Annotated in this window: 4 protein-coding genes; all 4 read right to left on the minus strand. The window is 73.7% G+C overall.

The window, feature by feature from the left end; all coding sequences use genetic code 11:
* Positions 1-2 precede the first annotated feature (2 nt).
* Entirely contained in the window at positions 3-12,350 is a 12,348-nt protein-coding gene (locus HLK59_RS04710) for an SDR family NAD(P)-dependent oxidoreductase (RefSeq protein ID WP_206326773.1), read from the minus strand.
* A gap of 5 nt (positions 12,351-12,355) precedes the next feature.
* Positions 12,356-13,216 carry an ACP S-malonyltransferase gene (gene fabD, locus HLK59_RS04715; protein WP_171139931.1) on the minus strand — a complete coding sequence of 287 codons (861 nt, stop codon included), beginning with the start codon at positions 13,214-13,216 and terminating at the stop codon, positions 12,356-12,358.
* 76 nt (positions 13,217-13,292) lie between these two features.
* On the minus strand, positions 13,293-15,419 hold the full coding sequence (locus HLK59_RS04720) for a PfaD family polyunsaturated fatty acid/polyketide biosynthesis protein (RefSeq protein ID WP_171139932.1): 2,127 nt from the start codon (positions 15,417-15,419) through the stop codon (positions 13,293-13,295).
* Positions 15,416-15,934, minus strand: coding sequence for a hypothetical protein (locus HLK59_RS04725; protein ID WP_171139933.1), 519 nt, complete (start codon positions 15,932-15,934; stop codon positions 15,416-15,418). The genes HLK59_RS04720 and HLK59_RS04725 overlap by 4 nt, the downstream gene beginning before the upstream one ends.
* Between the last annotated feature and the right edge of the window lie 36 nt (positions 15,935-15,970).

Below are 15,970 nucleotides of genomic sequence, written 5' to 3' on the forward strand. Positions count from 1 at the left end.
GGTCAGGTCAGCTCCTCGTGGAGTTCGAGCATGGGTCGGCGAACCGCACCCGCGGGCCGGGGACGGGGTTCGGAGAGCGTCGGGACCGAGGCCACGGGCAGGCCGGGTTCCGGTTCCAGCGCGAGCAGCGTCCGGGCCGCCGGACGCGACACCGTAGGCGCCGACGACGCCGACGGCTCAGACGGTTCAGACGGCGTCGGCCGGTCGAGCCAGTGCCGGGTCCGGCGGTACGGGGCGGGCGGCAGCGCTGTGCGACGCGGGCGGTACCGCTCCCGCTCCTCAGGGAGCAGTTCGCGCAGCAGCACATGGGCGTTGGTGCCGCCGAACCCGAAGGCGCTGAGCCCCGCCCGTCGCACGCCGCACCGCGGTGTCCAGGGCTCCGTGGTGAGCGCAGGCCGGAACGGGGAGGTGTCGAAGGCGAAGCGCGGATTGGGCCGCTCGCAGTGCAGGGTGGGCGGGATGGTGCCGTGGACGAGCGAGAGGATCACCTTGTGCAGGCCGGCCATACCGGCGGCCATCAGCAGATGACCCATGTTGGACTTCACGCTGCCGACCGCGCAGTGGCCGACCGCGTCCGTCGTGCGACGGAAGGCACGGGTGAGCGCCTGTAGTTCCATCGGGTCGCCGATCATGGTGCCGGTGCCGTGCGCCTCGACGTACGTCACCGTGTCGGCGCCGACTCCGGCCGCGGCCAGGGTGTCGGCGACCACCTCCTCCTGCGCCTGGGGATTCGGCGTGGTCAGCCCCATCGTGCGGCCGTCGTTGTTGAGCAGGCAGGCCTCGATCACGGCGTGGATCCGGTCGCCGTCGGCGAGCGCCCGGTCGAGCGGTTTCAGCAGCACCGCCCCCACTCCCTCGCCCAGCACGATGCCGTTGGCGGCGGCGTCGAAGACATGGCAGGCGCCGTCCGGTGAGAGCGCCCCGGACGCGCTGAGCTTCAGGAAGGGTGTCTCGTCCAGCAGCAGGTCGCCGCCGCCCACCAGCGCCGCCTCGCAGTCACCGGCTGCCAGTGCCCGCAGGGCGAGTTGGAGCGCGGTCAGCGACGAGGAGCAGGCGCTGTCCACGGTGACGTGAGGTCCGCGCAGGTCGTAGACGTGGGCGGCGTGGGCGGCGATGAAGTTCTGGTTGAGGCCGGTGACGGTGTTGCGGTGCGGGACGGCCACCCGCCCGCCGTAGGTGCTGGTGCCGGATCCCATGTAGAACGCGATCCGCCGCCCGGCCACGTCCGCGCGGGAGTAGCCGGCGTCGCGCAGCGTCTGCTCCACCGCCTCCAGGGACAGCCGCACCAGTGGGTCCACATGGCTCGCGTCGGCCGGGTCGATCCCGAAGAACTCCGGGTCGAACTCCTCGATCCCGTCCAGGAATCCGCCCCATTTGCTGCTACTGCGGCCCGGTGTGCGCTCCGGTGCCCACAGTCGCCGGTGGTCCCAGCGGGAGGCGGGCACCTCGGTGATGCCGCTACGGCCGTCCCGCAGCAGTTGCCAGAACCGCTCCAGGTCGGGCGCGCCGGGGTAGCGGCCCGCGGCACCGATGACGGCGACCAGGTCGGGGCGGGTCTGACGGACAGGTCCGGCGGCGGCGGAGATCGCGCTGACGCCCGCCTGCGGGGTGACCGTGCCGGTGTCCCCCTGCCCGGCCCCGGACTCGTCGCGCATCCAACGGGCCGCACCTGTGGGGTGTTCGGCGCACAGATACGTGGCGAGTCGGGAGCAGGTCGGGTACTCCAGCACGAGCGAGGGTGACAGCGACTCCCCGACGAGACCCTCGAGTTGGGCCACGATGGCGGCCACCAGGATGGAATCGACGCCGAGTCCGGTGAAGTGTGTGTCGGGCCCGATCCGCTCGGCGGGCATCAGCAGGGCGCGGGCCAGCAGTCGGGCGACGGCCTCGGCGACGGTCGCGGGCTCGGGCTCGGCGCCTTCGGTGTCCGGCTCGGGCATGGGTGCTTCCTCGGGTCCACGGTCGAGATCGGATAGGGGCACGGGCAGGGGCCATACGGCCGGGTCGACGGCGGCTGCCACGCAGTGCGAGCGCCCCGATGCCAGGGCGGCTTCCAGGAGGTCCAGGCCCTGTTCGACGGTGTGCGGGGCGAAGCCGTGCTCCGCGTACCGGGGGCTGCGCACCTCGCCCATGCCGGCGCCGGACCAGCTGCCCCAGGCCACGGAGAGGATCCGGGGGGAGCCGGAGTTCCGTTCGGCCACGGCGTCCAGTACGGCGTTGCCGGCCGCGTAGTCGGCGATTCCCACGGCCAGTTCGGGCAGGGTGGCCGACAGCGAGGAGTACAGGACGATCCACTCCGGCGTGTCCTCGCGCAGCTCGGTCAGCAGCGCCAGCGTCCCCTCCCCCTTGGGCCGCCAGGTGGCCCGTACGGAGTCCAGGTCCTTGTGGACGAACGCGGGCGTCTTGAGGTCGACGGCCCCGGCGCAGTGCAACACCCCGCCGACGGGCCCGAGTTCCTCCCGGACCCGGCCGAGGAAGCCCCGCAGACCGACGACATCCGTCAACTCACCGGTATGCAGCAGGAGTTCTACGCCCTGACGCTCCAGCTCCAGCAATGCGACGAGGCGTTGGTCGGAACTGTCCGTGGTCCAGGAGGAGCGTGGCGGCAGCGGGCGCAGGCCGAGCAAGGCCAGCCGCCTCGCACCGCGTTCGACGAGCCGTCGGGCGGCGGCCATGCCGAGCCCGCCGGTGCCCCCGGTGATCAGATAGCTCCGGGACGGGTCGACCCGCACCGGCTCCGGCGTCGCCCGCGGCACCCGGAGCAGCCGGGGCGCCAGGCGTCGGCCGTCGCTGAGCCGTACCTCGGGTTCGCCCGCGTCCAGAGCCAGTTCGGCCTCCACCAGGCGCAGCAGGGCCTCGCCGTCGCCCGCGGGGATGTCGCAGGTGACCGTGGTGGCCGACACGTGGGAGTACTCGGCACCGAGGGAGCGTACGAGTCCGGCCATGCGGGCGGCGGCCCAGGACGAGCCGGCCACACCGGAGGTGAGGTGCAGCAGCCGTAGCGGACGGCCCTCGGCCGACGACACGAGGGCTTGCAGCAGCCCCACGCGCCCGAGTTGGCCCACCTGGGCCTGCGGTCCGACGAGGTCGGTCAGGTCCGCCACCGCGTCGAGGCGGGGGTGTGCCGAGCGCAGCCGTTCGCCCAGAGCCCGGCCCGCCACACCGTCGTCCGGATCGATTTCGTGTTCGTCTCGGCCGAGGCGGGGCAGCGCGGAACGCTCCCGTACGACGATCCAGTCGACCGTGTCGCCACCGGGCAGGGCGGCGGTCACCGGCAGCGTGGTGTCGCGGCCGAGCAGCAGGACGCACACCGGACGCGATCCGCCCGGCGCGGCAGGCACGGGCTGGACGGGTTCCCAGGAACGGCTCAGCAGGGCGGGCTCGTGCCGGACGTGCCGCGGGTCGGTCTCGTCGGGCAGGCGGACGTCGTCCGGCTCGTGAGGGGGGCTGTTGGTCCGGTGCGGGTGCCCAGGCGTTCGGTCGTCGTCGGTGCCCGCGGCGCCTGGCGGACCGTACCGCCTGCTGGTGGTGAACGGGTACAGCGGGAACCGCACACGCCGCCCGCCCTGCGGGAACAGCGCCGCCCAGTCCGCACCGCCGCCCGCCGTCCACTCGCGCACCGCGTCGGCCAGGGGGTCCGGAAGCGGTGGTCGCACCGAGGGTTCGCGGCCCGCGAGGAAGTCGGCCAGGAGTGCGCGGAGTTCGGCTGTGTCGCGGCAGACCAGTGCGAGCCGCCGCGGCAGCGCGGTGCGGCCGGTGCGGGAGGTGTGGGCGAGGTCGGCCAGCGGGGTGCCGTTGTTCGCGAGGAAGTCGTGCAGGCGTGCCGCGTAGGTACGCAGCCGTTCGTCGTCGGTGGCCGAGAGCGTGACGATCTGCGGGCCGTGATCGGTGGCAGGCGTGGCCGCTACGCCGGGGGGTGCCTCCTCCAGGACGGCGTGGGCGTTGGTGCCGCCGAAGCCGAAGGAGCTGACGCCTGCCCGCCGGGGCTGCTGCGGTGTGCGCCGCTCCCAGGGTTCCGGGCCGGTGGCGAGCCGCAGGGTGCCGTCCGTCAGGTCGATGTGCGGGTTGACCTCCTTCAGGCGGGGCGTGCCGGGCAGGGTGCGATGACGCATGGCCTGCACGACGGCGATCAGCCCGGCCATGCCGGAGGCCGACTCCAGGTGGCCGATGGCGGCCTTGACCGCGCCCAGCACACAGCCGGTGGGCTCCGCGCCGGTGCCGCCGAGGGCCATGCGCAGCCCCTCGATCTCGATCGGGTCGCCCAACTCGGTACCGGTGCCGTGCGTCTCGACGTACGCGAGCGAATGGCCCGGCACACCGGCGTCCCGGAGCGCGGCGGTGACCACGTCGGCCTGGGCGGACGGGCGGGGCGCGGTCAGGGAGTGCGCCCGGCCGCCGTGACCGACGGCGATCCCGCGCAGGACGGCGTGCACGGGGTCACCGTCGGCGAGGGCCCGGGACAGCGGCTTGAGCAGCACCGCCGCCACGCCCTCGCCCCGGACGTAGCCGTCGGCGGCCCGGTCGAACGTGTGGCAGTGCCCGGTCGCGGAGAGCATCCCGGCGCCCGTCAGCGACGCGAAGTACGTGGGCGAGAGCAGCACATTGACACCGCCGGCCAGGGCCAGGTCGCAGTCGCCGGAGCGGAGCGCGGTGACGGCGTGCTGCAAGGCCACCAGCGAGCTGGAGCAGGCGGTGTCGACCGCCTCGCTCGGGCCCCGCAGGTCGAGTTGGTGGGAGACCCGGTTGGCGATGACGCTGTGCACGTTGCCGGTGGCGAGGTGGGGATGGGCGGTGTCGCCGCTGCGGGCGAGCAGTTCGGTGTAGTCACTGAGGGTCGCGCCGGCGTAGACACCCGTACGGGAACCGGCGAGCGTCCGCGGATCGCGGCCGGAGTCCTCGATGGCATGCCAGCTCGCCTGGAGGAACAGCCGTTGCTGGGGGTCCATCAGGGCGGCCTCGCGCGGCGAGATACCGAAGAACTCCGCGTCGAAGGCGTCCACGTCGGCGAGGAACCCGCCCTTCGGGCCGGCCCCGTCCGCCCAGGCTCGCACCGGGCCGCCGACCCGCTCGCCGGGCGTGTCCGCGGCGCCGGGAGTGACGCAGTCCCGTCCGGCGAGGAGGTTCGCCCAGAACGCGTCCGCGTCGTCCGCTCCGGGGAAGCGCCCGGCCATGCCGATGACGGCGATGGGCTCCGCACCGGTGGTGGCGGGGAGTTCCGGCGTGGCGCTCGGGGCCGGAGCCTCTGCCGGGGTGGGCACCGTCTCGGCGACGGCCCCGTGGGTCTGTGCCAGGAACCGGCTCAACTCCCGGACCGTGGGGTGTTCGTAGACCGCCACCGGGGTCAGGGCGAGTCGGTACACCTCGTTGAGCCGGTTGACCAGCCGGACCGTCTGCACCGAGTCCATGCCGACGTCCCCGAACCGGTCGTCCGCGCCCAGTACTTGGGCGGGCAGCTTGAGCAGGGCGCACACCTCGGCGGCGACCCGCTCGTGGACAGCCGCTCCGGCCGCCCGCTCACCCGACGCTGCCGCGTTCACGGCGGCAGCGTCGAGCGCGCCGCCGAGCGCGGCGCTGATACGGGCCTGATCGCCATGGCCGACCAGATAAGCGCCGGACTCGATCGTGAGCAGTACGTCCAGGGCACGCAGCGCCTGCGTCGTGGTGAGGGGCCGAAGACCTGTGGTGGACGCGGTGAGCTCGATGACGTCCTGGGGCATGCGCATGCCTCCGTCCCGCCACAGCGGCCAGGCGGCGGAGACGGTGCGCCCGTGCCGCAGGCCGCGTCTGCGCAGTTGCTCGCGCTGTTCGGCGAAGGCGTCGAGGAAACGGTTGGCGGCCGCGTAGTCGCACTGCCCGGCGTTGCCCGTCCAGCCGACGAAGGAAGAGGTCAGCAGCAGGAAGTCCAGGTCGTCGGATGCGGTGAGGCGGTCCAGGAGCAGGGTGCCGTCCGTCTTCGGTGCCAGGACCCGGCGCAGGGACAGGGCGGTCTTGTCAGCCAGCGGGGCGTCGTCCAGCACTCCGGCGGCGTGGACGATTCCCCGCAGACCTCGGCCCAGTTCGCGGGCCCGGTCTAGGGCCGCGCGCAGGGAGTCTTCGTCGGTGATGTCGGCCCGCACGTACTCGGCGCGGGTCCCGTGCCGTGCGAGGTCGGCCAGGAGCCGTTCGGTGCGGGCGGAAGCGGGCGAGCGGCCGAGCAGGACGAGTGCGCCGACGCGGTGCCGCTCGGCCAGATGCCGGGCGATGAGTCGTCCCATCCCGCCGGCTCCGCCCGTGATCACCACAGCGCCGCTGCCCCCGGGGCCCTGGAGGGGTGGTTCCTCGGCGATCGGAGGGACCGGTTCGGGCCGCGGTGTCCAGCGTCGTTCCCCTTCGAGGCGGACCTCGCGGTCCGTGCCCAGCGCCTCGGCCAGTAGGCGGGACAGCGGCGGGAGTCCGGCGTCGGCGACCTCGATCCGGCCGAGCCGCAACCGCACCCCTTCCAGGGCCAGGGACCGGCCCAGCGCGTCCAGCGCGACCCCGGCCGGCTCACCCGGTCCGCACACGACGGTGCAGTCGACCGGGCGTCCGGTCCGCGTCGACCAGCGTGCGAGGGCGAGCGGCAGTCCGGCCGCCGCCTCCAGTGACAGCGGCGGGCTACTGAACTGCCGTACATCAAGGACGACGATCCGCTCTGCCTCGGGGTCCAGGAGCCCCGGTACCGCGTCCGCGTCCGCCGAGCGCAGCACTCGAACGCCGGTCGGCAACGCATCGGGGGTAGATCCCGGCAGCTCGCCGCCGACCGTCACGACCAGCAGCCCGGCGTCGGTGGCCAGGGCGGGCGCGGCACCGGCGAGGGCCCAGGTGGAGCGGTAGAACACCGTCTCGTAGCGGGGCTCGCCTGCGACTCCCGTCACACCAGGTCGGTCTTCCGTCCCCGTCGCGGGCCGGTCCTCGTCGTGCCCGGTCACCCCGCCCGGCAGCAGCGACGCCGTGAGGCGGCCCGGCAGCCAGTGCCGTACGGGTGCGAAGCGTGTCGCCGGAAGCGGGACGCGGTGGCGACCGGGCTCGGCGAGGTCGGCCCAGGGCAGTTCGGCGCCGTGGGCCCACAGCCGGGCGGTCTGGGTCAGGTCCCCGACGCGCATCCGTTCCCGGAGGAAGGCCGTGCCCTGCGGGTCCGAGCCGAACAGGTCCCCGAGTCCCGGCTGACCGCCGAGCCGCCCGCTCACCAGTCCGGGCACGTCCTCGGGGTGCCCGGCGGCGATGCGTTCGAGAGCGGCGTGCAGTTGCGGCCGGTCCGCGGCGGGGAAGGCGATCCGTGCGTCCCGCGCCGGCCGGCCGGTCTGGAGGGTGAAGGCGATGTCGGCGAGCCGGTGGTCCGGGGCGTCCAGGAGAGCGCCCCGCAGCCGGTCCGCGTAGTCCCGTACGTCTGCCCCGTCCCGGCCGGAGAGCGCGATGAGGCAGGGCCCGGACGGGTGATCCCCGCTGCCCGCACTCGGCGTCGGGGGTTCTTCCACGACCAGGTGGACGTTGACGCCCCCGGCGCCGAACGAGCTGAGTCCGGCCCGGAGCGGGCCACCGCGGGCCTGCCACGGCTCGGCGGTGCGCTGGACGAGGAAGGGCGTGTCGGCGAGGTCGACGCGCGGGTTGACCTGGTCCGCGTGCAGGGTCGGTGCCAGCGTGCGGTGGCGCAGCTGGAGCAGCACCTTGGTGAGGCCGGCCACGGCCGCGGCGGACTCCAGATGGCCGATGTTGCTCTTGATGCTGCCGATGCCGCACCGGGCGTCGGGGGCCGCGTGTGCGCCGAACGCCTCGGTCAGGGCGCGTACTTCGATGGGATCGCCGAGCGCGGTGCCGGAACCGTGGGCCTCCACGTAGCCGATGGAGCCGGGCTCGACGCCCGCGGCGCGGTGCGCACGGCGCACCAACTCGGCCTGTGCGGTGGGGCTGGGCACGGTGAAACCGTTGGTCCGCCCGTCGGAGCCCGCGACGGCCGCGCGGATCACGCCGTGGACGTGATCGCCGTCGGCCAACGCCCGGTCGAGCCGCTTGAGCACCACGGCGCCGACGCCCTCGCCGAGCACGAAGCCGTCCGCCCCCGCGCCGAAGGCATGGCACCGGCCGGTTCGGGAGAGCATGCCCATCTGCGCGTACTGCACGTGCCGCGCCGGGTGCAGCACCAGGTTGACACCGCCGGCCACGGCCGCGCCGACCTCACCGCGCCGTACCGCGCCGCAGGCCAGTTCCAGAGCGGTGCCGGAGGCGGAACAGGCGGTGTCCACGGTGAGACTCGGGCCGGTGAAGTCGAAGAGGTAGCTGACCCGGTTGGCGATCTGGTATCCCTCCGCCCACGGGTAGGGGCTTTCGCCCGTGAGCGCGCCCACGGCGCTGAACAGGCCGTAGTCGTTGGCCATCGCACCCACGTACACACCGGTGTCGCGGCCGATGCCGGCAGGTGTGTAGCCCGCGTGCTGGAGGGCCTGGTGGGCGGTCTCCAGGAACAACCGCTGGCGGGGGTCCATCAGTTCGGCCTCGGCGGGAGAGATGCCGAAGAAGAGGGAGTCGAACTCGTCGACGCCGTCGATGAGCGCCGCCCAGCGCGAGTAGGTACGGCCGGGGCCACCGTCCGGGTCGTACAGGGCGTCGTGGTCCCAGCGTTCGCGTGGGACTTCGCCGACGCAGTCCCGTCCGGCGAGCAGGTTGTGCCACAGCTCGTCGATGTCGCGGGCGCCGGGATAGCGTCCGGCCAGGCCGATGACGGCGACGGCGGCGGCGTCCTGGGGGTCGCGCGGTTGCTCCGTCCGCGCCACCGCGGGCGTGGTCCGCGGGGCTTCGGCGCGGGCGACGGGCGCGGGGTGTTCCCGGGCGGCCAGGGTGTCCGCCAGGGCGGCGAGGGTGCGGTGCTCGTACAGCAGCGTGGCCGGCAGTTCGCCGTACCACTGCTCCAGCGCGACGGTGGCGTCCACGACGGCGAGGGAGGAGGGCCGTAGTCGCTCCACCGTGGTGTCGCCGCCCAGGCTCGCGGCCGACACGCCGAGGGTGAGGGAGAGCACCTCCACGATCCGCGCGAGCGCCGTCCCGTGTCCGCCTGCGCCGGACGGGGCCGGTGCCTGCTCAGGCGAGGCCGGGGCTGGCCCGGACGGTTCCGGTGCTTCCGCGGGCGAACCCGGTGGCTGCTCGGCGATCTCCACGAGCGCGGTGTGCCCGGGCTGCGCCAACGGCCGTACGAGGGCGGCCGGTTGCTCCTCCTGCGGCTCCTCCGAGAACGTCTCGGGCCGGAACGTCACGGCGGCGGCCGCATCCACCGGCAGCTCGTACACCACCGACCCGTCGGCCTCCTCGCGCGCCGGGTCGCCGGCCACGGAGTCCAGGAACTTCCGTGCGGGGGCGTTGCGTTCGGTCGGCCGGTGGGTGATGCGCAGGACCGCGCACTCCTCGCGGACCTCTTCGGCCAGCCGCGCCAGGAAGGCGTGCTCGACGCCTTTGCCGAGGACACGGCAGCTCATCAGGAACGTCTCCAGATCGGCGACGTCCCCGGCGGTGCGCAGCAGGGCCGCGCCGACCACGCCGTAGTCGCCGAACCGGTCGGCGACCCGGACGGTGCGGCAGCGCAGGGTCGGGTCGTCCGCGAGCAGGGCACGCAGCTCGGACAGCTGCCGCCGTACCGGCGCGATGGTGAACTGGTTGGTGCGCTGGGTGAGTTGGGCGACCCGCGTGAGCGCGTCGCCCGCCGCCTCGCGGACCTCGATGCGCAGGTCCAGGTCGCGGATGAAGTCGGTGAGCGTGGCGGAGGACGCGCGCAGTTCGCGGCGTCGCCCGGCCGTCTCGTAGAACGAGGCGCGGGCGCGGTCCTCGGCGGTGACCTGGAGGCGGTCGAAGGCCCAGACGCGGTCCAGGAACGCGGGCAGCGCGGCGGGGTCGGCCGGGCAGGTGAGGGCGAGCAGTTGCGGGCAGGCGGCGCGCAGGGCGGCGATCTCGACGGGGTTGTCGTCGATCATCACGAACGAGTCGAGGCCGAGGTCGAGTTCGCGGGCGAGGCTCACGAGGTTGGCGGGCTTGGGTTCCCAGTCGACGCGGCGCGCGGTCAGGTGCTCCTCGCCGAGGGGCATGTCCTCGCGCAGCCGCAGCACCTCGGTGACGTCCCGCGCTTCGTTCTTGCTGGCGAGGCAGAGCAGGACCCCGCGTGCGCGCAGCTCCAGGGCCCACTCGTGCAGCCGTCGGTGTCCGGGCTCGACCGTGACGCCGTGCGGGCCGTCCTCGGCCAGCACACCGCGCCACAGGGTGTTGTCGCAGTCCAGCACCAGCACCTTGGCGGCGGGAACGAACGCGGCGCGGGTGGCCCGGGCGGCGGCGGTGGCGAGGGCCGCGTATCCGGCGGGGGTGTAGGGGATGTGCGCCATGCGCAGCCGTCCGGCGTCGTGCAGTGCGACGAGCGCGGGGCCGCCGCCGCGCCACTCGTCGGCGTCGAGCAGATGCGCTCCCGCGACCGCCGCGAGGGCCTCGGCGAGCCGCGTGCGCAGCGGTGCCGTCGCCGCGGTGTCCGACTGCGGGGCATCGGGGCACAGCAGGACCAGCAGCGGTACGGCGGACCGTGCGCACAGTCCGGCCGCGGCCCGGGCGAACTCGTCGACGGTCCGTGCCGCGTCGTCGCCGAGCCAGTCCTCGACGCGGAGCAGGATCAGGTTGCAGCCGGCCCGGTTGCGGCCCATCTCGCCTGCCGGGTCCAGGAGTTGCTGGAAGACCTGGCCGTAGTCGGTGAACACGGGCTCCAGGCCGAGGTCCAGGCGCGCTGTCCAGGAGCGCAGTTCCTCGTGCAGCGGGTCGGTCGTGAAGGTGGCGGCCACGACCAGGCGCCCGGTGTTCTCCTGGGGTGCCTCGTCGGCACCGGGGGTGTCGAAGCGGTCGACGACGGTGACCTGTCCGTGTTCGGACCCCGAGCCGAGCCGGGCGACCACCGTCGCCGCGACCTGTTCGGTGGCGAGGGCCGGCTCGGTGTCCAGTACGGAGTCGGACAAGGCGGTGGGCATCCGTCCCGGGCGTACGACGGTGCAGGCCAGCTCGGGATGTTCCGCGGCTGCGGCCCGCACCAGGCCTTCCAGGGCCAGCTTGGCGGTGACGTAGTGGGACCAGCCCGGCGGCGGTGCGTCCACCCACGCGGTGGAGACGGCGACCAGGTGGCCGGCGGTCGCGGCGAGCGCGGGCAGCAGTGCCGCGAGGGGGACCCTGGCCAGTTGGAGGGCGTCGCTCAGATAGCCGGCGGCGCGTTCGTCGGTCTCCGGTTCCAGGGCGAGGGCGGTGACCGGTGGGAAGGCGTTGAGAATCAGCACGTCCAGGCGGCCGTGTGCGCCGAGGATCCGGTCGCGGGCGGCCTCGGCCCAGGCGGGGTCGGCGGCGTCGCCGGGCAGCAGGTGCACGCGGTCGGCGTGGTCCCCGAGGCCGGTACGGACCTGTACGGCGTCGTCGGTGCTGCGCCGGTGGCCGAGATAGACGGTGTATCCGGCCAGGGCGAGGGCCTGGGTGAGGCTCGCGCCGAGGCCCCGGCTGCCGCCGACCACCAGCGCGGTGCGGCCGGCTCCGGGTTCACCGGCCGGGACCAGTTCGCGCAGCCGTCCTACGTCGGACGGCGGGGCCGCACGTCGTGCCAGGGCGCGCACCTCGACGCGGCCGAGTCCGGGCAGTGTGCCGGCGAGGTCGATCAGTCCGTAGCGGGAGTCGGCCGAGGCCACCTCCCACTCCCCACCGTCCCCGTGCTCGGCGCTGTCGTAGTGGACGCTCAGGCCGGACACCAGGGCATCGCGGCCGGGCACCTCCATGCCCGCCAGATAGCTGGCCCAGCCCAGCGGGAGGGCGTGCCGGAGGGAGATTCCGGCGGCGTGGGTGCCGATGTCCCGGAGCAGTTCGCGCCATTGGTCGGCGGCGGCCGGGCAGCCGGCGCGGTGTCGCCGACCGGGCCCGGCCCGTTCGGCGGTGACGGTCGCGGCGGTGGTGCGTCGGGGGCCGGGTACGTCCGCCGGGGCGTCGGCGGGTGTGCGGCCGGCCGGGGTGGTGACGGTGAGGTCGAGCAGCAGTCTGGTGCCGTCCGTGACCTGTACGCGAAAGCCGTCCTCGGTGCGTTCGGCGGTGCGGCGGTAGGTCTGGTCCGGGTAGGCGGGCGCGTGGAAGCGGGCGGCGACGCCGGTCAGCCGGCGGGGTGTGCGCCGGGCGGGCAGGGCCGCGAGGGCGTACAGGGTCACCAGCGCGCCGTGTGCGATGGGGCGGCCGAAGGAGGTGCGGGCGGCGTAGTCGGCGTCGGTGTGCAGGGGGTTGGCGTCACCGCTCGCGGCGGCGAAGCGCCGGATGTCCTCTTCGCTGATGCGGAACTCGCTCGACGGCACCTCGGTCACCTCTCCGCGCCGACGGGCGCCGCGTCACGAATCTTGTCGATCAGCCCGGTGAGCACCTGGCCGGGACCCACCTCGCGCAGGTGCGGTGCCGGCAGCCTCAGCAGGTGGCGCACCGACTCGGTCCACCGCACCGGCGACGTGAGCTGCCGCTGGAGTTCGCTCGCCAGCCGGTCGTCGGTGTGCGGGCGGGCGGTGGTGTTGGCGACGACCGGAATGCGCAGCGGGGCGAGGCGGTGCCGGCTCAGGACCCGGCCGAACTCCTCGGCTGCCGCCGCCATGTGGCGGGAGTGGAAGGCGCCGCTGACCCTGAGCGGGATCACGGCTTCCGCGCGGGTGCCGAGTGTGCGGCTCGCGTCCCGGACCGCGTCCCCGGTACCGGAGACGACGATCTGGGTGGGGGCGTTGAGGTTGGCGATGTCGACGTCCGGGTGCGCGGTGAGCACCTCGCGCACCTCGTCCTCGGACAGACCGATCACGGCCGCCATCGCGCCCGGCCCCGCCTTGGCCATGGCCTCGGCACGGTGTCGCACCAGCTCAAGGCCGGTCAGGAAGTCGTAGGCGCCGGCCGCGAACAGCGCGACGAATTCGCCGAGGCTGTGCCCGGCCACGTAGTCGGGTACCTCGCCGCTCTCCCGCACCAGGTCCAGGTAGCCCAGCGCGCCGACGACGTAGAGCGAACACTGGGTGTAGCGGGTGTCGGCCAGTTTGTCCGCCGGTGCGTCCAGGCAGAGTTCCTCGATCGAGTAGCCGAGCAGGGCGTCCGCGCGCCTCACCAGATGGGGGTAGCGAGGGAAGAGCTCGCGTCCCATGCCCTGCCGGTGGGCGCCCTGGCCGGGGAAGAGGTGGACAAGGGTCATGACGGGTCCCTCCGAGAAGAGGTAGGCGCGGGTGGGACGCGCGGGGCCGGACGGACGGCGGGGGCGGCCGGGTTCCTCAGGTGCGGACCAGTGCTGCCAGCCGGGTCCGCAGCAGTCGGGCGGCCTCGGTCATCAGCAGGTCGGCGAGGGTGTCGGGATGGCGGGCGCGCCAGTTCTCCAGCTCGGTGCCGGCGAGATAGCCGTTGAGGGCGCCCATGGCGGGTCCGCAGGCCACCTGGTAGTCGACCCGCCGGTCACTGCTGCCGGACATGGCGAGCCGGGTGGAGTGCACGAAGTACCACTTGAAGACGAGCGCCATGCGGTGCTTGGGGTCGGCGTCCGCGCGGGCGAGTTCGGCCGGGTCGCGTGTGGCGTAGTAGCCGGCGGTCTCCTGCCAGATCTCCTCGAAGCGCCGCCGGAAGAAGCGTTCCTGGAGCTGGCGGCGGGTCGGCTCGTCGATGGCGTCCAGGGAGTCGTAGCGCCGGTAGAGGTCGTACAGCTTGTTGGCGCGGGCGGGAAAGAAGAGGCCCTTGCCGAGGACCTGGGCGCGGGCGCCGATCTCCAGCATGTCGCCGGCCGGGACCATCATGGTGTCCTGGACGCCGGCCGACTGGAGCAGGTCCTTGACGTCGTCGGCGGTACCGGCCTCCGGCGTGCACTGGTTGATGCTGCCCGTCAGCACGAAGTCGGCGCCGAGCAGAAAGGCCGCGGCGACCGCCTCGGGGGTGCCGAGACCGCCCGCCGCGCCGACGCACACGGACCGCCCGACGCTCGCGGTGTCACGCACCCGGACGATCTCCGGGAGCACGGTGATCAGTTGCCGCTGATCGGTGTGGCCACCGGAGTCCGCCTCCACGCACAGGTCGTCCGCCATCGGCAGGTACGGCGCCAGCGCGGCCTCCTCGGCGCTGAGCGCACCGCTGTGCAGCAGCGCCGAGACCAGGTGGGCCGGGGCGGGTGCGAGGAAGGCTCGGGCGGACTCCGGCCGGGAGACCTTGCCGAGCACGCTGTTCGGCACGGCCACGGAGCCGTCGTCGCGCCGATGCACACCGGTGAGCCGGTAGCGGACCAGCGCCGCGCTGGGCTGGAGGAAGGCGGCGGCCTCCACGCGCCGCACGTCCCGGGCGAGGAGGAGGTCGACCGTCTGTTCCTCCCGGCGCGGCTGGTCCGGATGGGCCAGCAGGTTCATGCCGAACGGGCCGTCGGGACCGACCTCGGCGCGGATGCGGGTGATGGCCTCGTCGATCTGTTCGGGGCGCAGGCCGCCGGTGCCGAAGTAGCCGAGCAGCCCCGACCGGCCCATTCTGGCGACCAGCGCGGCGGAGGCGATTCCCTTGTACATCGAGCCGCTGACGTAGGCGAGGCGTACACCGTGACGACGGCGGAACGCGGCGCTGCCGAGCGCCTCGCCGTCTGCCTGCCGTACGCCGGCGGGTGCGAACCCGTCCAGGGTGGTCATCTCGCGGGTACTCCTCGGATAGGTGCGGCCGCGGGGGCGCGGCCCGCGTACGCAGAGCGCGGCGCGCAGCCCCACGGGGGCGTCAAGGCGGTGGCACATCCACAGTTCGGGCGCACGTACGGAGGCGGTCGGGCGCAGCACGGGACGCCCGTCGCGCCAGGTGAAGTCGACGTCCCCGAACGGCAGACGCAGTCCGAGGCCCATGGCCTTGGCGAGGGCTTCCTTCAGCGTCCACAGCTGGATGAAGGCGGGATGCCGGTCTCTGCCGGGCAACGCTGACAGCGTTGTCTGCTCGGCGGGCGACAGGCAGCTGCGCAGTGGAGGCGGATCGTCGTCCGCGAGCCGTTCGATGTCCACCCCGACCGGCCTGCCCGTGGAGATCGCGACGAGCGCGACACCCGCCGAATGGGAGAGGCTGAACTCCCGGCTGTCGCCGAGGTGTTCGGCGATACGAGGCTTGCCGTACCGGTCCCGGGTGAAAGCCCAGTCCCCGGGCGGTACAGACGTCCCTTCGGACAGCGCGTGCCGCAGCAGCCAGTGGGCGCGGATGTACTCGTCCCGGTCGGCGGACCGCAGGAAGTCCTCGGCGCGCCGCCGTTCGTCGGCGGCGAGCACCCGCAGGCGGTCCTGACGGATGTCGTCCCCCTCGCCCGAGACGGGCCGGGCGAGGCGCAGGACGATGTCGGGCTCAGGTGAGACCGGCTGACGGACCGACGGGTTCCGGGCGTCGGTGCCCGCGGTCACCCGCCCAGGGTGGCGGTCTTCTCGCGTTCCCCGTAGGTCGTCACCACGTTGGGGATCTCCCGGGCGATGAACCCGAAGAGATGCTGGGTGCGGTCGAGCCGCTGCCGTCGCTCCGGGGTCTCGTCCTTGAGCATCTCCTGCGCGTCGCACAGGATGCGGTCGAACTCCGGGATGTTCGCGAAGACTTCGAGAACGGCGTTGGGCCAGGACTCGTCGTTCATGTGCAGCGCGTACTCGTCGGTGCCCGGGACGTCCCTGCGCAGGACCACGCGGGCCGGGACGAGTTGGTCGGCGACGCGGTCGATGGCCGCGCGCGTGGTGCCGAGGCGGGCGATGAGTTCCGCGGTGGTCTGCTCGACCGGGTCGCTGATCATGAGCCAGCCGATGACGTGCCCGCGCTCGTGCGGCATGCCGTCGTTGCGCCAGTAGTAGTCGGCGACTCCCTCGACGATGATGCGCTCGGCCGCGCTCAGACCCTCCAGTGCGGCGCCGGCTTCGTTCGCATCCGTTCCCATAGGTATCCCCCATCCCTTCGGGCAGTGGCCCGCGTC

Origin of the sequence: Streptomyces sp. S3(2020) (assembly GCF_013044505.1) — a bacterium.
GTDB lineage: Bacteria > Actinomycetota > Actinomycetes > Streptomycetales > Streptomycetaceae > Streptomyces.